At 57.5% G+C, this 20,483-nt stretch carries 18 protein-coding genes; 12 read left to right on the top strand and 6 right to left on the bottom strand.

Annotated features, from left to right (window positions below; genetic code table 11):
* Nucleotides 1-17: 17 nt before the first annotated feature.
* Genes ACOYIE_RS00245 through ACOYIE_RS00230 form a run of 4 tightly spaced genes read right to left on the bottom strand, consistent with a single transcriptional unit; the run spans nucleotide 18 to nucleotide 4,118 of the window.
* A complete protein-coding gene (locus ACOYIE_RS00245; RefSeq protein ID WP_433409755.1) occupies nucleotides 18-920 on the bottom strand; it encodes an NAD(P)-dependent oxidoreductase in 903 nt (300 codons plus the stop codon).
* Nucleotides 917-1,951 (bottom strand): zinc-dependent alcohol dehydrogenase, encoded by a 1,035-nt coding sequence (locus ACOYIE_RS00240; protein WP_433409754.1) that lies wholly within the window; start codon nucleotides 1,949-1,951, stop codon nucleotides 917-919. Before ACOYIE_RS00240 ends, ACOYIE_RS00245 begins: the two co-directional genes overlap by 4 nt.
* A gap of 4 nt (nucleotides 1,952-1,955) precedes the next feature.
* Nucleotides 1,956-3,035: a zinc-dependent alcohol dehydrogenase gene (locus ACOYIE_RS00235; protein ID WP_433409752.1), complete on the bottom strand. Its 1,080-nt coding sequence runs from the start codon at nucleotides 3,033-3,035 to the stop codon at nucleotides 1,956-1,958.
* A 12-nt stretch (nucleotides 3,036-3,047) separates the two neighbouring features.
* Complete coding sequence (locus ACOYIE_RS00230; RefSeq protein ID WP_433409750.1) at nucleotides 3,048-4,118, bottom strand: zinc-dependent alcohol dehydrogenase; 1,071 nt, start codon at nucleotides 4,116-4,118, stop codon at nucleotides 3,048-3,050.
* 505 nt (nucleotides 4,119-4,623) lie between these two features.
* Between ACOYIE_RS00230 and iolN the strand changes: the two genes are divergently transcribed.
* The 4 genes from iolN to ACOYIE_RS00210 all read left to right on the top strand — a co-directional run bounded on the left by iolN (nucleotide 4,624) and on the right by ACOYIE_RS00210 (nucleotide 8,841).
* On the top strand, nucleotides 4,624-5,574 hold the full coding sequence (gene iolN, locus ACOYIE_RS00225) for a 3-dehydro-scyllo-inosose hydrolase (protein ID WP_433409749.1): 951 nt from the start codon (nucleotides 4,624-4,626) through the stop codon (nucleotides 5,572-5,574).
* A gap of 41 nt (nucleotides 5,575-5,615) precedes the next feature.
* A complete protein-coding gene (locus tag ACOYIE_RS00220) occupies nucleotides 5,616-6,440 on the top strand; it encodes a TIM barrel protein (protein ID WP_433409747.1) in 825 nt (274 codons plus the stop codon).
* 94 nt (nucleotides 6,441-6,534) lie between these two features.
* Complete coding sequence (locus tag ACOYIE_RS00215) at nucleotides 6,535-7,212, top strand: GntR family transcriptional regulator (RefSeq protein ID WP_433409745.1); 678 nt, start codon at nucleotides 6,535-6,537, stop codon at nucleotides 7,210-7,212.
* Nucleotides 7,213-7,368: 156 nt separating this feature from the next.
* Entirely contained in the window at nucleotides 7,369-8,841 is a 1,473-nt protein-coding gene (locus tag ACOYIE_RS00210) for a tagaturonate epimerase family protein (RefSeq protein ID WP_433409744.1), read from the top strand.
* A gap of 136 nt (nucleotides 8,842-8,977) precedes the next feature.
* On the opposite strand, the gene tsaA is transcribed toward ACOYIE_RS00210, so the two are convergent.
* Complete coding sequence (gene tsaA, locus ACOYIE_RS00205) at nucleotides 8,978-9,667, bottom strand: tRNA (N6-threonylcarbamoyladenosine(37)-N6)-methyltransferase TrmO (protein WP_433409743.1); 690 nt, start codon at nucleotides 9,665-9,667, stop codon at nucleotides 8,978-8,980.
* A gap of 145 nt (nucleotides 9,668-9,812) precedes the next feature.
* On the opposite strand from tsaA, the gene ACOYIE_RS00200 reads away from it, so the two are divergent.
* The 3 genes from ACOYIE_RS00200 to ACOYIE_RS00190 all read left to right on the top strand — a co-directional run bounded on the left by ACOYIE_RS00200 (nucleotide 9,813) and on the right by ACOYIE_RS00190 (nucleotide 13,689).
* Nucleotides 9,813-10,493 carry a response regulator transcription factor gene (locus tag ACOYIE_RS00200; RefSeq protein WP_433409741.1) on the top strand — a complete coding sequence of 227 codons (681 nt, stop codon included), beginning with the start codon at nucleotides 9,813-9,815 and terminating at the stop codon, nucleotides 10,491-10,493.
* 45 nt (nucleotides 10,494-10,538) lie between these two features.
* Entirely contained in the window at nucleotides 10,539-11,954 is a 1,416-nt protein-coding gene (locus ACOYIE_RS00195; protein ID WP_433409740.1) for an ATP-binding protein, read from the top strand.
* 196 nt (nucleotides 11,955-12,150) lie between these two features.
* Nucleotides 12,151-13,689 carry a trypsin-like peptidase domain-containing protein gene (locus ACOYIE_RS00190; protein WP_433409739.1) on the top strand — a complete coding sequence of 513 codons (1,539 nt, stop codon included), beginning with the start codon at nucleotides 12,151-12,153 and terminating at the stop codon, nucleotides 13,687-13,689.
* Between the two features lie 73 nt (nucleotides 13,690-13,762).
* Here the strand turns inward: ACOYIE_RS00190 and ACOYIE_RS00185 are convergent, their stop codons facing one another.
* Nucleotides 13,763-14,965: an ATP-binding protein gene (locus ACOYIE_RS00185; RefSeq protein ID WP_433409737.1), complete on the bottom strand. Its 1,203-nt coding sequence runs from the start codon at nucleotides 14,963-14,965 to the stop codon at nucleotides 13,763-13,765.
* A gap of 107 nt (nucleotides 14,966-15,072) precedes the next feature.
* Here ACOYIE_RS00185 and ACOYIE_RS00180 point away from each other — a divergent pair, with 107 nt between their 5' ends.
* The 5 genes from ACOYIE_RS00180 (at nucleotide 15,073) to ACOYIE_RS00160 (ending at nucleotide 20,367) form a co-directional block, all read left to right on the top strand.
* On the top strand, nucleotides 15,073-15,312 hold the full coding sequence (locus tag ACOYIE_RS00180) for a putative Se/S carrier-like protein (protein WP_433409736.1): 240 nt from the start codon (nucleotides 15,073-15,075) through the stop codon (nucleotides 15,310-15,312).
* Entirely contained in the window at nucleotides 15,309-16,436 is a 1,128-nt protein-coding gene (locus ACOYIE_RS00175; RefSeq protein ID WP_433409734.1) for an aminotransferase class V-fold PLP-dependent enzyme, read from the top strand. The genes ACOYIE_RS00180 and ACOYIE_RS00175 overlap by 4 nt, the downstream gene beginning before the upstream one ends.
* Nucleotides 16,437-16,553: 117 nt before the next feature.
* Nucleotides 16,554-17,450, top strand: coding sequence for a diadenylate cyclase CdaA (cdaA, locus tag ACOYIE_RS00170; protein WP_433409732.1), 897 nt, complete (start codon nucleotides 16,554-16,556; stop codon nucleotides 17,448-17,450).
* Nucleotides 17,447-18,781, top strand: a complete 1,335-nt coding sequence (locus ACOYIE_RS00165) for a CdaR family protein (RefSeq protein ID WP_433409730.1) — start codon at nucleotides 17,447-17,449, stop codon at nucleotides 18,779-18,781. The genes cdaA and ACOYIE_RS00165 overlap by 4 nt, the downstream gene beginning before the upstream one ends.
* 5 nt (nucleotides 18,782-18,786) lie before the next feature.
* Nucleotides 18,787-20,367: an NAD(P)/FAD-dependent oxidoreductase gene (locus ACOYIE_RS00160; protein WP_433409787.1), complete on the top strand. Its 1,581-nt coding sequence runs from the start codon at nucleotides 18,787-18,789 to the stop codon at nucleotides 20,365-20,367.
* Nucleotides 20,368-20,483: the final 116 nt, after the last annotated feature.

Below are 20,483 nucleotides of genomic sequence, written 5' to 3'. Positions count from 1 at the left end.
GCGTAGCCTCCTTGTCCTTATCCTTCGCTCTGATCCAATGCATTTAATCTTTCATTGGCCAGAAGAATGGCCGTGTTATCCTTATCCCGAAGCCCCATGGCCATCAGGGTGTTGTATAACTGCATGGTCAAACTGGCAGCCGGCAGGCTTGCGTTTACCTGCTGCGCCAGCGCCATAGCCATTTTCATATCCTTGTGCATGTTATAGCAGGTGGAAGTCGGGGTGAAGTCCCGCCGCTTCATCGTATCTGCCTTATACTGCATAATGGGCGCCGCCGCCGCGCTGTCTCCGATCAGGTCGATCATGGTCTCCCACGGCAGGCCGAGTTTCTCACCCAGCACCAGCCCCTCCGAAAACGACTGAAGCGCCTGCGCCAGCATCATATTGATGATGATTTTCATGTATCGGGCCTGCTCGCCGTCTCCCAGATAGGTCTGGCGGTTGCCAAGCACCTTTAAATAAGGAAGGCAGGTCTCAAAAACATCCTGCTCGCCCGAAACCATGATGCCGAGCGTACCGTTTTTTGCGAAATGCGTACTGCCGGTTACCGGCGCGCGCAGGAGATGTCCGCCGTGGGCCGCCATGCGCCGCGCCGCCTCTTCGGAAGAAGCAGGGTCCACGGTGCTCATATCCACAAGGATTTTTCCGTTCAGATCGGCGCTGTCCAGGCCGTTTTCTCCCGATATGATATCCAGCAGGATCTCCCCGTTGGGAATCATGGTGAAGAGAATATCAGCCTGTTCGGCCACCTCTTTGGGACTGTGCGCCAGCCTGGCGCCGGTCTCTTCCGCATAGGCGCTTAAATCGCGCCGGCCGGAGCCGCATATGGTTACCGGATGACCGGCGGCACAAAGCCGCGCCGCCATCGGTCCGCCCATATTGCCTGTGCCGATCCAGCCCAGCCGTCTGCCGTCGCTCATAGCGTTAAAACGACTTTCATCGTTCCCTCCGGAATGCGCGCCCGCGCAAACGCCTCGGGCGCTTCGGTGATGGGGAAGTAGTGGCTGACCAGCTTATCCGCAGAAGCGGGGAACTTGCAGAGAAATTCCATTGCCCGCGGAAAATCGCCCGTGCCGCCGATGGAGCCGACGATGGTGAGCGACTTGGTAACGATCAGCTTCTGTGCAATTTCCACCTTTGCAATCATGCCGACACAGCCCAGTACGCCGCCCGGCTTTACCAGGTTGAGCGCGTTGGCAAACACGGGAGCCACGCCGGTGGTTTCGATGACGACATCGTATTTGGCCGCAGCGTACATGGAGGCATAGTCCGTGCCGGAAGTGCTGACCTCCAGTTCGGAAGCGTCCGGAATCCGCGCGCCTTCAGACTGGGCCAGCGCCTTGCGGGATTCGGCCAGATCATACAGCTCTGCCTGTTTGCAGCCCTCCATATGGAGCAGCAAAAACAGGGCGCTCATGCCGATGACGCCGCCGCCAAGCACCAGTACACGCTTATCTGCAAAACCGCCCGGCACCGCGCGGCGCACCTTTTCCAGCAGATGCGCGGCAACGGCTACCGGCTCGGACAGGCACAGATGCTTGATGTCCATGCCCTCCGGCGCTTTATACAGATAGGCTTCATCCCGCAGGATGTACTCGGCAGACGCGCCGTCGATGGTGATGCCGAATTTTTCGATATGTTCACACAGGTTTTTGTCCCGTTCGCAGGAGGGGCAGCTGCCGCAGAAGCGGGAGCAGTCGCCGGTCACAACGTCGCCGGGGGCAACGCGGGTTACCTCGCTGCCGACTGCCTCGACAACGCCGGACCATTCATGCCCAAAACGCATCGGATAGCTGTGAGGGCCGTTATAAGTGCCGTTAAACAGATGAATATCCGAGCCGCAGATGCCCACATACTGAACGCGGACAAGCACTTCATGCCCCTGCGGCACCGGCGTTTCGCTCTGCTGCGCTTCTATGCATTTCGGCTCCTTTAAAATGTAAGAAATCATTCTCTTAGTCCTCCTCGTCCCCGTTCGGATGGATGACCACTTTGACTGCGCCATCCTTGTGATTGACAAACGTATCAAATGCCTCCGCTGTCTGTTCCAGCGGGAATGTGTGGGTAATCAGCCTGCCGGCTTCCAGCTTGCCGTGGCCGATCAGCCCAAGTACCGGAAGGGAACAATTCGGGTTGGCGCGAACGCCCTGTACGGTGATCTGATTTTTCACCATATAATAAAGTGCTTTCTGCGTGGTTGGAACCTTGGGATAGGCGATGACGCCAACCTTGCCGTTTTTGGCAGTCATGCGGATGGCTTCATCCAGCGTATCGCCGGCGCCGGCGCAGTCAAAGGTTCGGTCTGTGCCATGTCCGCCGGTAATGCGACGCACCTCTTCCACAACGTCGGTCACTTCGGTCGTTTCAATCACATGGTCCACGCCAACGGTTTTGGCCATTTCCAGCCGGTCGTGATCCTGATAACCGATAATAATGGTTTTGGCGCCCATCGTTTTGGCCATCTGCGCCAGCAGCAGTCCCATCGGACCGGGACCGATGACGCCGACCCAGCCGCCGGGCACAATGCCGGTCAGCTGAATGCCGTTGAAGGCGATGCCTGCCGTATCGACCATGGAGCCTTCGTCGTAACTGACGTTTTCCGGCATCAGCGTTAATGCTTTCTCGTCATAAACCTGATACTGCGCGTAACAGCCGGGGGTTGCGTGGCCATAGTGGTGATGGCCGGAGTGCCCGTAGTTATCGCAGAGATTATAAAATCCCTTTTTACACATTTCACAGGTGCCGCAGCCGCAGTGGGCTTCGCCCGCCACACGGTCGCCAACCTTCAGGTTGCTGGCGCCTTCGCCAAGCTCCACAACCTTGCCGGCGAACTCATGCCCTGCAATAAAAGGATAGTGCGGCGGCCAGCCGTCTCCCAGCACCTTTCCTCCGAAAATGCCAGGGTCGGAACCGCAAATTGCAATTGATTTGATTTCCACCAGCACCTCATTGCGTCCGGGTTTCGGTATTTCTACCTCTTCCACCTGATACACATTCGGCGCGTGCAGAACAACGGCTTTCATGTTGCCTTCCATGTGCGTATCACCTCAGCAATCTCCGTTTGGATGAACGATAACCTTCAGTGCGCCGTCCTTCCGGCTGGTAAATGTATCAAAGGCTTCGTGGATCTGCTCCATCGGGAATACATGCGTGATCTGGTCCTTTACATGCAGGCTGCCCTGGCTGATCAGGTCCAGCACGGTTTTGGAGCAGTTGGGGTTGGCGCGTACACCGTGGAGCGTGATCTGATTCATAATCAGGCTTTTCAGCGCTGCTTCCTGTCCATCCTTGGGCGGAATGCTGATGAGCGCCACATGGCCGCCCTTGCGAGCCATCTGCACGGATTCAAAGTATGCCGTGGCGTTTCCGGCGGCCTCAATTACCTGATGCGCGCCGCCGCCGGTCAGCTTGCGGACTTCTTCCACCGGATCGTCCACTTTTTCGTAATCAATAATGTAATCTGCGCCGAGCTTCTTTGCCATTTGCAGCCGCTCGCGGCGGCCGATGACTATGGTCGCCGAGCCCATCGCTTTGGCAAGGCTCATTGCCATGATGCCCATCGGCCCCGGGCCGATGATGGCGGTGTAGCCGCCCGGCTCCACGCCGGTCAGCCGCAGCGCGTTATATGCGGTGCCTGCCGTATCAACCAGTGTGCCTTCGTCATAGGAGACGTTGTCCGGCAGGGGAGTCAGAACCTTCTGGTCATATACCTGATACTGTGCATAGCAGCCTTCTGAGCTGTGGCCGTAATGATGGTGGCCGGCGGCCTTGTTGCCGTAGTTCAGGCACAGGTTGTAAAAGCCCTTTTTGCACATCTCACAGGTGCCGCAGCCGCAGTGGGCTTCGCCCGCCACGCGGTCGCCCGGCTTGAGGTTGGAAACTCCTTCGCCAACTTCCAGCACTTTGGCGGCAAACTCATGGCCTGCCACAAACGGGAAATACGGAGGCCAGCCGTTTTGCAGCACCTTGCCGCCGAAAATGCCGGGATCGGAGCCGCAGATTGCAACTGCTTTCACCTCTACAAGCACTTCGCCGTATCCAGGGCGGGGAATCGGCACCCAGTCGACCGAAAACTCACCCGGCGCATGAATCTGCACTGCGCGCATCTTTTCTTCCATATACTCTGACAATCTCCTTTCCGCTCCCAACAAACAGGAAATACGGGGGCTTGCCCTGCCGCATTTCCTGTGCAACATCTGCCGAAGGTATCATCCTGAACAAAAATAAACGGTTTGTTCCAATGGGTTTCCGTTAGAATTTGTTTTTTTCGGCATTTATGTGGCATGCCACTTGGGCGCCGAAAAAATCACACATTTTCAAAACGATACTGTTGTTTTGTTTTCGCTTGACTCTATTATTCTACAAAACGAATAAAAAATCAAGCGAAAACACTGCGGTTTTTGTTGTATGTTATTACAAAAATGCTATTTTGCACTTATGCAAAATTAATAAAATCAAAGGGGATGAGAAAAAAATACGATCTTTTGCTTGCAAAATCAAAATCAAAAGCGTATAATGCAGGCAAATGGCATGCCGGTGGCATGACATTAAAGCCATCTGTGCTTTTAATCCGTTTACTTATTTATTGCGCATAAAATTCTATGAAGGGCAGGTTATTTTAAGATGAGCAAATGGCAAATCCCCGCGCAGGGCGGCAACATGGAAGCGAATAATGGTATTTACTATCAGAATATGACACGCAAAGAGGTAGAAGAACGCCTGAAGAAGAACGACGTGATTCTGATTCCGGTTGGTTCGACAGAAAACCATGGTGCCAGCGCGCCGTTTGGTGAAGATACCTATCTGGATACCCGCCTGTGTGAGCAGATCGCCAAGGCGACCGGCTGCACGGTGGCGCAGCCGATCTGGTACGGCTCGCATCCCTATCACCACCTTGGCCAGAAGGGCACGATTATGATTCCGGAAGAGACGCTGGCAGACTATCTGGTTTATGTGTTTGCAGGTTTCTGGAACGCGGGCTTCCGCAAGATGATCGTTGTCAACGGTCATGGTCAGGACTATGTGATTCCGCTGGCGATCCATAAATTCGGCAAGAAGTTCCAGGTGCCGGCCATCATTCTGTATACGCACTTCTGGAACTGCGCCAAGGAGCAGCTGGATACTGCGGACAAGGGCGGCCCCTACACCACGCCGTTTGTACATGCGGACGAGTGCGAGCAGTCCTGGTCGCTGGCCCTGTTCCCGGAATTCTGCAAGATGGAATATGCCGAAAAGGTTGCCTCTGCTCCCATGCTGCCTAAGGGTCACATTAACAATTCCGCAGAGCGCGGCGACGGCCCGATCAAGTGGTACAACGCGCTTGGTTCCTGCGGTATGGAGTGCATCTGCCAGCCGCAGGGCGTTATCGGCGATCCCACGCTGGCAGACCCTGAAAAGGCGCGCAAGGGCATTGAGAAAACGCTTGATTACCTGGAAAAGCTGGTTAATGATATTCTGGAGCGCTATCCGGCCGGCCAGCTGCCTCCGGCAGACCTGATGACCCAGCGCGATCCGGAGGCAATCCGCGCCGTCATGGCTGGCGAGCGTCACATCTACACCCTGGCTTACGATTAATCAGGCCCTGTTTTCATTATAGAATGAGGAGGCGTCATATTATGACGAATCAGCTTGCCATCACTGCCATTACCAGCGGCGCCAAACGCGCGCCTCTGGTGCTGCGCGGCGATTTGGTGAATGCCGTCAAGCAGGCCGCGGAATGGGGCTATGATGCGCTGGAAATCCATGTGATTGAAGCCGGTGATTTTCCGCTTCAGTTGATGAAGGACGCGCTTGCACGCTATGGCGTTCGCATTTCTGCCATTGTTACCGGCCAGATTTTTACCAGACGGCATCGCTGCATAACCTCGCCTGATCCGAATAACCGCGCCGCCGCCATGGCAGAGGTGCGGGATTATATTGACATCGCGGCCGAGCTTGGCGCAACGGACGGCATTGTCATCGGTTGGATTAAGGGCGACCGGCCGGACAGCCGGCAGGAGGAATTTGACCGGCTGCTGGCCGATCAGCTCCGTGTGTTGGGCGAGTATGCCGCAACCAAGGGACAGCGCATTCTGGTAGAGGTGATCAACCGGTATGAAACCAATTTGTTCACAACCGCCGCAGAGCTGCGCGCCTTTTTGGATAAGTGGGACCTGCCGAACTGCTGGATTCATATGGACACGTTCCATATGAATATTGACGAAGCCGATATGGCTGCGGCCATTCGCACCGCAGGCTCCAAAATGGGGTATCTGCACGTTGCAGATTCCAACCGGCTTTATCCGGGCGCCGGTCACCTGAATTTTGCAGAGGTGTTTGCCGCGCTGAAAGAAATCGGCTATCGGAATACCATTTCGGTGGAGTGTATCCCAGAACCGGACAGCGATACTGCCGGTGTACAAAGCATGGCCTTTTTATCAAAAGCGTTGAAAGGTTCTTGACAACGCACGGAGATTATAATAGACTGAAATCAATATATTCCGTGCGAAAAAGGAACTTATAATCTCCAAAACGTAATAAAGAACGGTGAATTGAATGGACTATTTTGACGAAGACGCAAACTGCGATCTCAGCAAATCAGAATTTGTATATCGAACCCTGCGGGATGCGATTCTGAACGGAACGTATGCGCCCGGCACCACGCTGTACATTCGCGAACTGAGCACACAGCTGGGCGTGAGCCGCACCCCGGTGAAGGAGGCAATCAGCCGCCTTGCCTTTGAGGATTATATCGAGATGCTGCCCAACCGCTGCGCCGTCGTTTCCAAAATCAGCGCGACTGAAGTCATCGAGCTGCTGGAATTGAGAGAGAGTCTGGAACGCTCTACCGCATATTATGCCGCCCTGCGTCACACGGAAGCGGATATTATGGAAATGCAGCAGATGGAAGATTATCACAAAACGCTTCCTGCAAAGGAAATACAGCGCGTTGCAGACTGCGACCGCCGCTTTCATTTGGCAGTGGCGAAGGCCGCGTATAACCGCCAGATGTATCAAACGCTGGAAAAGGTTTTTTCCAAGCTCAACCGCGTATCGCTGGCGATCAGCCAGGCGCGCCTGCCGGATTCTCTGGTGCAGCACGCCAATATTCTGAATGCGATTCGCGCGGGAAACGCGGAAGCGGCGCGCCGGTATATGTCGGAGCACGATCAGGATATCCTGACTTCGGTTAAACTGTTCCAGTATCAAAATATCCATTTGTTCCGCTCCTGACAGCAGCATGAAAACAGAAAAAGTTCCAGATTCATTTTTGTCTGGAACTTTTTTTGCCTTTTATGTCATGTTGGGCTTTCTCCTTTTACTTTGCGGCCCCGGCCGTGCAAAAGATGTTTCTGCATTTTTACGAATATAAAAAGGAGAGCAAAACAAATGACCAGACTGAATACCCTTTTGCCTGCCCTGCAGCAGGCGCTGCAGGAAAAGCCCGTCTCCGTGTATCCGGAATCCTGTTTTGAAGTGAGCGGCGGCGAGCTTTGCATCGCGGATTTCGGCGCGTATGACGCGCTGCTGTTCTGGGGAGAAAACTGCCCCTTTGCTGCGGCGGAGTCCGCGTTGATGGATGGACTGCCGCTTGCAAAGGTGGCGCTTGACCATGACTGCGCGGCAGTGCTGCATCGTCTGCTGCCGTTTACCGCGCCAAAGCCTGTGCTCAGCCGTGAGCGGACGTTTGGCATGGGCGACCGGCTGGGGATTGCCACGCTTGGGCATATTCGCGCTGCGAAAAAGTTTGATATTTATCCTGTTTTTGCGCAGCAATCGATGCGCGAGCTGACGCTGATGTGCAAAACATATGATGACGTTATCGACCGCGTGACCTTCCAGGTTTTGCAGGCCGGCTTTACCAAGGGATACGGTGCCGACGGCGACCACCTGAAGACGCTGGAAGAGGTGAACGGCGCGATTGCCAGCGGCTGCACAATGATTACGCTGGACTGCAGCGAGCATATCCGCGGCGAAGGCGCGGCGATGGACGCTGCCGCCCTCTCGGCGGCCTGCCCGCTTTCTGCGGAACTTGAACAGCGTTATCTCGGTCAAACGTTTGCTGTTGGGGGCACGCAGATTGCGTTTACAAGGGAAGATTTGCAGCGGTGCGTGATAATTTACGGCGAAGCCATTGGGTTTGCCAAAAAGATTTATGACTGCTGCATTGCGGGTAAGGAAGTCGAGCTGGAGATTTCCATTGATGAAACCGCAACGCCCACCACGCCCGCGCAGCACTTCTTTGCCGCAAACGAGCTGACGCTGGCCGGCGTGCAGTTTATCACCATGGCGCCGCGTTTCTGCGGCGAATTCCAGAAGGGCATTGATTACATCGGCGATTTGGAGCAGTTTGATCGGGAGTTTGCGCAGCATGTCGCCATCGCCGAGCATTTTGGCTATAAGATCAGCGTACACTCCGGTTCGGATAAATTCTCGGTTTACCCCTCTGTGGGCCGGATGACGCACGGCCGGTTTCATGTAAAGACTTCGGGCACCAGCTGGCTGGAGGCTGTCCGCCTGGTGGCGCAGGCCGACCCTGCGCTGTTCCGCGAATTGTACCAATACGCGCTCGGCGTTTTTGAAGAGGCGCGCGCGTACTACCATGTTTCTGCCGAGCTGGAGCAGATGCCCCCGATTGACGGCTATACGGACGACAGGCTGACAGATCTGCTCGAGCTGCCGGCGTCCCGACAGCTGATGCATATTACTTACGGCAAGATTATGAACGAAGTGAATCCGGACGGTTCCCTGCGGTTTAAGAACAGACTGTACGATTTGCTGCGGGAACACAGGGAAGAATATACCGCGATGCTGGAAAAGCATATGGAGCATCATCTCGGCCTGCTGTTTTCGCAGCAGTAAGGCGGAACGCCGGTGCGGCGGCAGCGCGGTGCCGATGAAAAAACGGAATAAAAACACAGCAGGAGCAGCGTGCCGGCCGGCATGCTGCTCCTGCTTTTTTGTGTGATGACAGAGGGGACGATGCGGTGTTGTATTTTTAAGGAAGCGGCTCGATATCGGTGACGGTGAGCATCGGGTCGTCTACGGTGAAGCGGATTTCAAAACCGGCAAAGGGGAAGCCGTAGACGCGGTCGCGCTCGTGCTGGTAGCCCGGCCGGGGGTCCTGCGCAAGCAGAGAAAGCAGGGCGCTTTGCCGGTCTGCGGGCAGCCGGCCGAGCAGTGCGGGCGGACAGTTGACGCGCAGCACGCCCTCACGGTTTTGCAGGGCAAATCCGCCTGTCGCGTCGGGATGGCAGTCTGTGTAGGGCAGATACGGTTTGATATCGAAAATGGGGGTGCCGTCCATCAGATCGGCGCCCAAAACATACAGCACGGGGCCGTCAGGCGTATGCAGGTCAACGCGGTCCAGCCGCACGGAGGACAGGCCGACGGCGTTCGGCCGGAAAGGCGAACGTGTGGCAAATACGCCTGCGCGGCGGTTTCCGCCCAGCTTGGGCGGGCGCACCGTGGGCGACCAGCCCTCGCGCACAGCTTCGGAAAACTGCCAGATGAGCCAGAGATGGGAAAAACCCTCTATATCCCGCAGCGCATCGGCGTTTCGGTAAGGCGGCTCAAAAACAATACGCGCCCGTGTTTCGGCAAGGCCGCTCTGGCGCGGAATGCCGAATTTGGTTGGAAAATCGCTGCGCAGACGCGCGATGATATGCATGGGGACGGTTGTAGACATGGAACTCTTCCTTTTTCATTTGATGCGTTCAGTATAGCATATCCGGCTGCCGGACGCAAATCTGCCGCGCTTTTACAAATCGTTAATGCTTTTTGCGCAAAAAGGCGGTATAATGGTTACATACTATGGAAAGCAGGGGACAACCATGGCAAAGAAAATACTGATTGTGGAAGACGAGGCCAATATCCGCGAATTATTGCGCCTGTATCTGGAGCGGGAAGGCTATACGGTAATTGAGGCAGAGAACGGCGTGGAAGGCATCAAGCTCTGGAAAGCGGAACGGCCGGATATGCTGCTGCTGGATGTGATGATGCCGGTGATGGACGGCTGGGCGGTCTGCAAGGAAATCCGTCAGACCAGCGACGTGCCGATTATCATGCTGACCGCAAAGGGCGAAACGGCGGACCGCGTTTCCGGCTTGGAAATGGGAGCGGACGACTATATCGTCAAGCCGCTGGAAATGCCGGAGGTCATTGCGCGTGTGCGCGCCGTGTTCCGGCGCATGGCGCCCGACGACCAGTTGGAAAAGATCTCGTTTGACAACCTGACGATCGACAAGCAGGCGTATGACCTGGTGATCGGCGGCAAGCGCGTTGACGCGCCGCCCAAGGAGATTGAACTGCTGTATTATCTGGCGTCCAGCCCCAACAGGGTGTTCACCCGCGCGCAGCTTCTGGACGACGTGTGGGGATTTGATTACTTTGGCGATACCCGCACGGTGGACGTACATGTAAAACGCCTGCGCGAAAAGCTGGAAGGGGTTTCTGATAAATGGGAACTGAAAACCGTATGGGGCGTCGGCTATAAATTTGAGACAAAGGAGTAAGCGATGGGCAGACGCAGCTTCTTTTTTAAAAACTATGTTTCGCATGTGATTCTGATTGTATGTGCCTTTACCATTGCCTGCGGCGTGTTTTACTATCAGATGAGCGGCTACGCGCTTGCGGCCAAGCAGGCGGAACTGCACACGACGGTCGGCAGCCTTGCCGAACAGACCAAGCTGATGAAAGAGAACAATTCTGAGGCGTTTCAGCAGTTTTACATGCTGGCAGTTTCCCGGATGGCGGAAGAGGACCAGATTACCGTGCTTGTGACGGATGAACAGGGTGTGGTTTTGTTCCTTGCCGGTCCGGATGGCAGAATGGCAACGCAGCCCGGGTATATCATCGCGCCCGAAGCGGCGCGGCAGGTGCGCCAGACTGGCCGGTATGCCGAAGTGGGCACAATGGGGGTCTTTACAGAGGCTTCCAGTTATGCGGTCGGCACCGCCGTACGCAATGATGACGGAGAAATGACGGCAATGGTCTTTGTTTCCACCCAGGATACCTCGGTGGCAGGCACCATCCGTCATTCCACGCAGATGCTTATGCTGATTCTGCTGGTCACACTGGTGGTGGCGCTGATTTTGTCCTTTATCATCTCGCAGCATATGACGCGCCCGCTGGGCACGATTGCAGCGGCAGCCAAGGAGTTTGCCGCCGGCAACTTCTCTGTGCGTGTGCCGGAGGATAACCGCTGCTATGAGATTGACGAGCTGGCGGCTTCCTTTAATAATATGGCGCGCGATCTGGATCAGCTGGAAGAGCTGACGCGCGGATTTATTTCCAATGTCAGCCATGAATTTAAAACCCCGATGACCGCAATCGGCGGCTTTGTGGACGGCATGATCGACGGCACCATCCCGCCTGAGCAGTATGACAAATACCTGCATATTATCGCGGAAGAGAGCCGCCGTCTGTCCCGCATGGTGGGACGGATGCTGGATGCGGCCAAAATTCAGTCGGGTGAACTGCTGCTGGCGCCCGCACCCTTTGACTTCTCGGAAATGACCGCACAGATTTTGCTGTCCTTTGAGCAGAAGATTGAAAAGCGCGAACTGACGGTTGATTGTGAAATCGATGACCGCCTGATGGTGATGGGCGACCGGGACCACCTGTATCGGGTGGTGTACAACCTGGTGGATAATGCGGTGAAGTTTATTGATACAGGCGGGGTTTTGAGCCTGCGCGCGCACCCGAAGGGACAATTCTGCATGTTTTCCATCAGCAACACCGGCACGGGAATTTCGGAAGAGGACCTGCCGCATGTGTTTGACCGTTTTTATAAGGCGGATAAGTCGCGTTCAATGGATAAAACAGGCGCGGGATTGGGATTATATATTGTCAAAAATATCATTAATCTGCACGGCGGTGAAATTGCAGTCCGCTCGGACGGCGGCGAGACGGAGTTCTCCTTCACGCTGCCGCTTGCGCCGCCGCAGCTTGCAGGCAGCAAACCGCAGGCCTGATTGCCGGTTTTGCGCGGGAAACCGCCAGAACGCCCCATCCGGTTGCACCGGATGGGGCGTTCTCGACGGCTGGAGGAATTGCAGACCGCTTTTTTGACGAAAACGGCAAGTTCAAGAAATGTTCATATTGCTTTCAACAAAACGTCACATTGCGCAGATAAAATAAAATCACAAAATTGATAAGGAGGCCATCATCATGGACGACTTCAACAACAACTACACGCCGTCTTCGCATGGCGATGACAATATGGTTCCACAGCAGCCGATGGCAGAACAGCAGAATACGATGCAGCAGCCGCAGAATACGATGCAGCAGCCGCAGAATACGCAGGCGGCGGAGCCGCAGCCCGCGCAGGGGCAGTTTGCACAGGAAGAGCCGCGCACTCCGTATCAGACGCCGGTGCAGCATCCGGCGTATCAGGCGCCGCAGCAGCCGGCAGGGCAACAGTATAACCCGCAGGACGAAAACGGTGCGCCGCAGCCGCCGAAAAAGAAAAGGCCGCATGGCAAGGGCGTGGTAATCGCGCTTTGCAGCGTGGCGGTGGCCTGCCTGTTGTTTGCGGGCGGCGCAGCGCTGGGCCATGCGTTTTCCTCGGACGGCAGCGCGCCGGAAGACAATGAGCAGGCGGACTCGGGCGAACTGCCCACCATGCAGCTTTCTCAGACGCCGGAACTGGACCCGGATAATTATGATGTGGTTAACGGCCTGGCCGGTGAAGAGATTTATAAAAAAGTCAGCCCGTCCATTGTTTCTGTCCTTGCGATGAATAATGACGGTACGGGCGGCAGCGGCTCGGGCGTTATTATGTCGGAAGACGGCTATGTGATTACCAACAATCACGTTGTCGTAAACGATGAAGGCAGCGGTGCGCGGGTGGACAATGTGACCGTGCAGCTCAGCGATGGCACGCAGCTTCCGGCGACAATCGTCGGCACCGATGAAAAGACCGATCTCGCCGTGCTCAAGGTGCAGACGGATGAAAAACTGACCGCAGCAGAGTTTGGCAATTCGGACGAATTGCAGCCTGGTGAATATGCGTATGCGATTGGTTCGCCCGGCGGCGTTGAACTGGCCAACACGATTACCGGCGGCCGCATCTCGGCCATCAATCGTGATATTACGATTGACGATCGCGTGATGACGCTTATTCAGACCGATGCTTCGATTAACCCCGGCAACTCGGGCGGCGCACTCATCAACAAGTTCGGTCAGGTTGTCGGCATTACCTCCGCCAAGCTGTCCAGCAGCGGTTTTGGCGGTACTTCGTACGAGGGCCTTGGCTTTGCCATTCCGATTAACACCACCAAGACCATTGTTGACGAGCTGCTGCAGAACGGCTACATTACCGGCCGGCCGAGTATCGGCATCACGGGCAAAAATGTGGAGTCTGCCGACGGCAGCATCCGCGGTGTGCAGATTTATTCGATTGACTCCCGCACCAAGGCGGCAACAGAAGGTCTGCAGGTAGGCGATATTATTACCGCGGTAGACGGTACGCCGACGCCGACGATGAACGAGGTAAACGAAGTCAAGGAAAACAAGAAGGCGGGCGATAAGCTGACGCTGACGGTTTACCGCATGTCGGTCAACAAGTCGATCAACGTAACGGTAACCCTGACTGACGAGCATGATCTGGAGGGCGACGACCCCAATGCGCAGCCGTCCGGCGGTCAGAGCAGCGGCAGTTCGCCTTATGGCGGACGGGACCCGTTCTCTTACTTCTTCGGCTGGTAAAATAGCGAAAAAGAGCTTCCCCATAGGGGGAAGCTCTTTTTTTGTAACAAAACTGTGTATAAAGACTGTGCGGTTATTTTTCGTACTGGTCGGCAAGCTGCTGGCTGATGAACTGCCGCGCAGTGCGCGGCGAACGTCCGTTGCGGCGCAGCGCAAAACGTTCGGCCAGCAGGTGCAGCTGGTCGCGCGGCAGGTCGATGCCGCTTTCTGCGGCAAGCTGCTCAACGATGTACAGGTATTCGTCCTTGTCCGGCACAGAGAAAGTGATTTCCAGCCCGAACCGGTCGGACAGAGAGGTTACGGTTTCCAGCGTATCGCGTACGCGCACATCGTCTCCCTGCCGGTCAGCCATGCTTTCGCGGATCAGGTGACGGCGGTTGCTGGTGGCATAGATGACCAGATTTTCCGGCTTGCCGGCAAGGCCGCCCTCGATAAAGGCCTTGAGTGCCGCAAAGTTATCGTCCTCGCGGCTGAAGGACAGATCATCCAGAAAAACGATGAAATGGAAGGGAGAACGCAGGGTTTCTGCAAACAAATGCGGAAAACAGGTGATATGCCGGGGGGACATTTCGATGATCTTCAGCCCGCGGTCCGCGTATTCGTTGACCACGGCCTTGACGGTTGAGGATTTGCCGGTTCCCTTATCGCCGTAAAGCAGGATGTTGTTGGCGTCGCGTCCGGCAAGGAAAGCGCGGGTGTTGCGCAGAATCTGCTCCTTCTGGCGCGCATAACCGGGAAGATCGTGCAGGCGGACGCCGTCCGGATGGAGGACGGGAACGGTGGTTCCGTCATCCTGCATGGCAAAGGCCGAGGACTGCGCAAAAAAACCGTAGCCTTCGGCGCGGTAGTAACCGGCAAGGGCGGCGCCGTCCGCAAAGGGCAGCGGCTCGGCGGCGGGAAAATCGGGAAGCGTGCGCAGCGCAGGAGCGCCGAGGGCGGCTGCGGCAGCGTTTTTCAGGGAAGCGCCGTCCAGCGCGAGCAGCGCGTTTAACACTTCAATATCGTGCGTAGCGGCATAAAGCAGCGTGGGGGCGGGCGCATCAATGGTGTCGGTCATCGGGTTGACATCAAAATGGACGGCGTCCAGCACGGTGCGCGAAGGATTGCCGCAGGCAAACAGGGTGGCGCAGAGTGTGCCGTAGCGGTCAGCAAAACTGGCAGGGTCCAGAGAAAGCGCCTGCAGCGCGCCGGCATAGGCGGCAACAAGCGGGTTGGAAAGCAGGCCGCGCAACACGGACAGCGCGCGGACGCGCAAAGAAAGGGTGGAAAGCTCCATATGGTTCACTCCCGTGTGATAGATAGTTTATTTGGTTCAGCATACCACACTTTGACAGGTTTTTCAACATAACATGAGAACAGACCGAAAAACAGGAGGAGATCGATATGGGACAACACACCCTTTTGATATGCCGCAGCCAGACAGAGGCGGTTGGCGTGTATCATCACTTAAAGCGGATGGGCATACACAGCGAGGTAACGCAGCCGCCGCGCCGTCTGCGGACAGAATCCTGCGGCTGGGCGGTGCGCGTTCACGCGGGACAAAGCGGAGAAGCACTGCGCCAGCTGCGGCTGGCAGGCATTTCGCCGTGCCGTGTGCTGGAGGAGACGGGAGGCGGCATATGATTTATCTGGATAATGCGGCCACCACGCTACACAAGCCGCGGGCTGTGGAACAGGCAGTATATCAGGCGATGCGCAAGGCGGGAGGGTATGCCCGCGGCGGGCATGCGGCGGCGCTGCGGGCCGGAGAGGCGGTTTACGATTGCAGGGAGCAGGCGGCGCTGCTGTTCGGACTGGATGACCCCGCGCGCGTGGTGCTGACGCTGAATGCGACGCATGCGCTCAATCTGGCGATCCATGCGCTGACGCGGCCGGGAATGCGTGTGGCGGTGAGCGGATATGAGCATAATGCGGTGATGCGGCCGCTGCGGCTGCGCGGCGTGCAGGCAGATGTGCTGGATACGCCGCTGTGGGACGCGCAGGCGATGGTGCGGCGGGCGGCGGAAGCGATAGAGGCGGGAGCAGAGCTGTTTATCCTGAACCATGTGTCCAATGTGTTCGGCTTTGCCGCACCGCTGAACGAAATGGCCGATCTGCTGCAGGAGAAGGGCGTTCCGCTGATTCTGGATGCTTCGCAGTCGGCCGGTATACTGGATATTGACGTGCGGCGATATCCCTGCCTTGCAGCCGTGTGCATGCCTGGACATAAGGGGCTGTACGGCCCGCAGGGTACAGGGCTGCTGTTGGCGCTGGACGACCGGCTTGCGCAGCATCCGCTGCTGGCAGGCGGAACCGGCAGTCTGTCCGAGCAGATGCAGCAGCCGGATTTCCTGCCTGACGCGCTGGAAAGCGGCACGCCGAATGTGCCGGGCGCTGCCGGTTTGGCGGCAGGTATTGCATTTGTGCGCGCAATCGGCCCTGCGGAAATTCTGGCGCACGAACGTGCGCTGATACGGGAGTTTGCGCGCGCGCTGGAGCAGGAACAGCGGCTGGAATGCTTTGGTCATCCAATGCAGACGGGGGTGCTGTCGCTGCGCGCCGCGGGCATTCCGTGCGAGACGCTTGCAGAAGAACTGGCGCGGCGGCAGATTGCGGTTCGGGCGGGCCTGCACTGCGCGCCGCTGGCGCACCGCACGGCGGGAACCGAGCAGACAGGAACGGTTCGTTTTTCGCTTTCGTTTTATTCAACGGCGCTTCAGCTGGAACAGACAGCAGAGATGCTGAAGCAATTGGTAAAAAAATTGTGAAAACGCGAGGGGGCGCTATACAGCCCGGCCTTTTTGTGGTAATATATTAATGTTTGGAAGTTTGCCGCGCGTGTTTTGCGCGCCATGGAAAAGGAAATGGAGGGAAACGGTCGGATTATGGAGCAATTACAGCGGCTGCTGTCTACAGATTTTTTCAACATTCGATGGAGCGAACTTGTCTCCGGACTCAGAAGTCTGACCATTATATCATTTGCCGACGTAGTGGATATTCTGCTCGTTGCCTATATCATATATCGCCTGATGAAACTGCTGAAGGATACCAGCGCAGAACGGCTGGTCAAGGGCATCATTGTGCTTGCTGCGGCTTTCCTGCTGACAACGGCACTGCAACTGTCCACCATCAGCTTTATTTTGCGGGCGGTGTTCACCTATGCGCCGTTCTTCCTGGTTATTGTGTTTCAGCCCGAGCTGCGCCGTCTGCTGGAACAGGTGGGCAAAGGCAACCTGAGCCGGCTGTTCAGTTCTGCGGGTGATCCGGATATGGTGCAGGAGGCGATTGATGCGACGGTTTCTGCCTGCGCCGACATGTCCCGCACCAGAACCGGCGCGCTGATTGTGTTTGAGCACCGTGAACGCCTGGGTGAGATTGTTGCAACCGGCACCAAGGTGGATGCAGTGGCCACGCCGGAACTGATCAAAAACATCTTTTTCAAAAACAGTCCGCTGCATGACGGGGCGATGATTATGCGCGAAGGACGGGTGCACGCCGCCGGCTGTGTGCTGCCGCTTTCGGGCAGCCAGAACCTGTCGCGCGATCTTGGCACGCGCCACCGTGCGGCGGTCGGCATGAGCGAAACGTCAGACAGCGTGCTGGTTGTGGTGTCCGAGGAGACGGGCGCGATTTCCGTCGCTATCGGCGGCATGCTCAAGCGGCATCTGTCGGCCGAGGTGCTGCAAAAGGTGCTGGAGGCCGAGCTGATTGACGACGCCAAGCTGGAAAAGAGCCGCCTGGCCGCGCTCCGCAACATTTGGAAGGGAGGCGCGGGCAAGTGAAGCAGTTTATCACAAAGCATGATATCTGGCTGCGGCTGCTGTCGCTTGCGCTGGCGTTTGTGCTGTGGGCCATCGTGATGGGAGAGGAAAATCCGACCCGCGCGGCGATTTTCAGCGGCATCACCGTCAATGTGACGGGGCAGGACGAATTGTTGGAAGAATATGGCCTGTCGCTGATTGAAATGGATATGAATACGGTGACGGTACATGTCAGCGGCCCGCGCAATTCCATTACACCGTCGGAGCTGCAAAACCGCATTACGGCGGAACTGGATATTTCGGGCTGCACAGAAGCGGGCGAATATGACCTGAAGCCGCTGGTTTCCGTCCAGCGCGCGGGCGTGGAAGTGACCAATGTGACGCCCCGCACCATACATGTGCGTGTGGATAAGATGACGACCATGAACGTGCCTGTTCGGGTAGAGGCTGTGGGCAGCCCGGCAGAGGGGTTCAGAGCGGGCAGGCCGGAGCCGGTGACGGCCAATAAAGTGACGGTACAGGGGCCGGTGTCCGAACTGGAGGAGACGGTTTATGCCTATGCAGTCATCAGCGCAGATGGAAAAACCGCAACCGTAACGGAAGAGTGCCCCATTACGCTGTACAACGGCGCGGGCGAACCGATTACCGGCGCGCATGTGACCTGTCTGACCGAACGCATCAAGGTCCGGCTGCCGATTTATCCGATTGAAACCATTCCGCTGAGCGTTACCCTGCGGGGCGGCGGCAGCGTGACCGAGGAAGAGACCGAGGTCAGCATTGAGCCGGACAGCGTTAAGGTGATCGGCGACCCGAATGTTATCGCCGGCATGAAGGAAATTGACCTGGGCGAGCTGAATCTGGACAGCGTCCGCACGGGCGTGCCGATCGAAATGGAAATTCCGCTGCCGGACGGCGTCCGGCTGGACGAAGGCCAGCCGACGACCGCCAAGGTGACAGTGACGATAGACGGCATTGAGACGCGAACGGTTGAGGTGTCCAAAATTGCGCTGAATGATACGGCGGAACAAAGCCCCTATACTGCGGCGGTAGCGGCACAGAGCCTTCCGGTGGAACTGCGCGGCAGCGCCAGCGCGTTGGATGAAGTGGATGAGAGCGGTCTGACCATCGGCATTACCTTTGATTCGGCGGCGCTGGGCGAGGGCGCGCATATGGTGCGCGGCGTCGTGGTGGCATCCAATCTGCCGGACGGTGTGTCGCTGGTGGAGCAGGATGTGCAGGTGATGCTGGAAATTACGCTGAACGACCAGGCAGACGGTGTTCTGCCGGATGGCGGACAGCATATTGAGCAGCCGGATGCGGCGCTGCCCGAGGAAGGCGGAGACGCTGCGTGAGCATTATGGTAAGCAATATCCGGCTGCCGTTTGACCAGCCGGAAGAGGAGGCGCTGGCAGAAGCACGGCGCCTGACCGGCCTGCGGTCGGAGGAGATACAGGCGGCGGTGTGCCGCGTCAGCGTGGACGCGCGGCGCGGACACATCTCTCGCGTATATACGGTGCGCCTGGATGCGCCGTGGGACGAAAAGGCATTTGCAGAAACCCTGCAAATGCCCTTCGTGCGTTATAAACCGAATGAAAAGCCTGCGGTGCCGCAGGGAAGAAAACATCTGGAACACCGGCCGGTGGTGATTGGGCTGGGGCCGGCGGGGCTGTTTGCCGCCTATACGCTGGCGCAATACGGCTACGCTCCGCTTGTGCTTGAACGCGGCGGCGCGCTGGAGGAACGCGACCGCGCGGTCGATGCGTTCTGGTCGGGCGGCGCGCTGGACACGGACTGCAACATCCAGTTCGGGGAAGGCGGCGCAGGCGCGTATTCGGACGGCAAGCTCACCACCCGCATCGGCGACCCGCTGTGCGACACCGTTCTGCAAACGCTGGCCGCGCACGGTGCGCCGTCCGATATTGTGAAAAAAGCCAAGCCCCATGTGGGAACGGATATTCTCAAAAACGTGGTGCGTGCGATGCGGTGCGCGATTATCCAAAACGGCGGTGAGGTGCGCTTCCGCACCGCCCTGACAGGGGTGACGCTGCAAAACGGCGTGCTGCGCGCGGTGCAGGCGGACGGTGACGCCATTCCGTGCGAGCGGGCGGTGGCCGCGATCGGACATTCCGCGCGGGATACCTTTGCAGTGCTGCATCAAAACGGGGTATACTTTGAGCCAAAGGCGTTTTCGGTCGGCGTGCGGATCGAGCACCTGCAAAGCGAGCTGGACCGTGCGCTGTACGGAAAATATGCCGGGCATCCGCTGCTGCCGCCGGCGGAGTACAACCTGTCCCGCCGCGCGGGGGGACGGGCCTGCTATTCCTTCTGCATGTGCCCGGGCGGCGTGGTGGTCGCGGCACAGAGCGAGGAAAACACCGTTGTGACCAACGGCATGAGCTATCACGCGCGGAACGGCAAAAATGCCAACGCCGCGCTGGCGGTTTCGGTCGATCCCGTGGATTTTGCGGATGGTACGCCGTTCGGCGGCGTGGCGCTGCAGCGGCAGATCGAGCGCGCGGCCTTTGCGCAGACCGGCTCGTACCGTGCCCCCTGCCAGCGCGTAGGGGATTTTCTGGCGGGACGGGCGACCGTGCGCGCGGGTAAGATTCAGCCGAGCTATCCGGTCGGCGTGCGGTACGGGGAGGCGGCGGCCAGCCTGCCTGCCTTTGCGCAGGCGATGCTGCGGGACAGCCTGCCGTATTTCGGCAGAAAAATCCGCGGCTTTGACGCGGCGGACGCGCTGCTGACCGGCCCGGAAACGCGCACCTCCTCTCCGGTGCGGATGACGCGCGGGGACGACCTGTTTTCCCTCTCGGGCGCGGGGCTGATCCCCTGCGGCGAGGGTGCAGGCTATGCGGGCGGCATCATGTCCGCAGCGGTGGACGGCATCCGTGCGGCTTACCGTATTATGGAGGAATATGCGCCAATATTGGAATAAACGGAGAATTGAAACGGCAGAATGGAGCATTCCTGAACCGCGCGCCGCGCGGATGAAATGCGCCGCTTTAGGCCGCTCCCTCCTTCTCCGTTCTATAAGCGATTCATAATGGAAAG

The organism is Agathobaculum sp., from assembly GCF_050946325.1.
Classification (GTDB): domain Bacteria; phylum Bacillota; class Clostridia; order Oscillospirales; family Butyricicoccaceae; genus Agathobaculum.
This window is presented reverse-complemented; position numbering and strand designations above follow the sequence as displayed.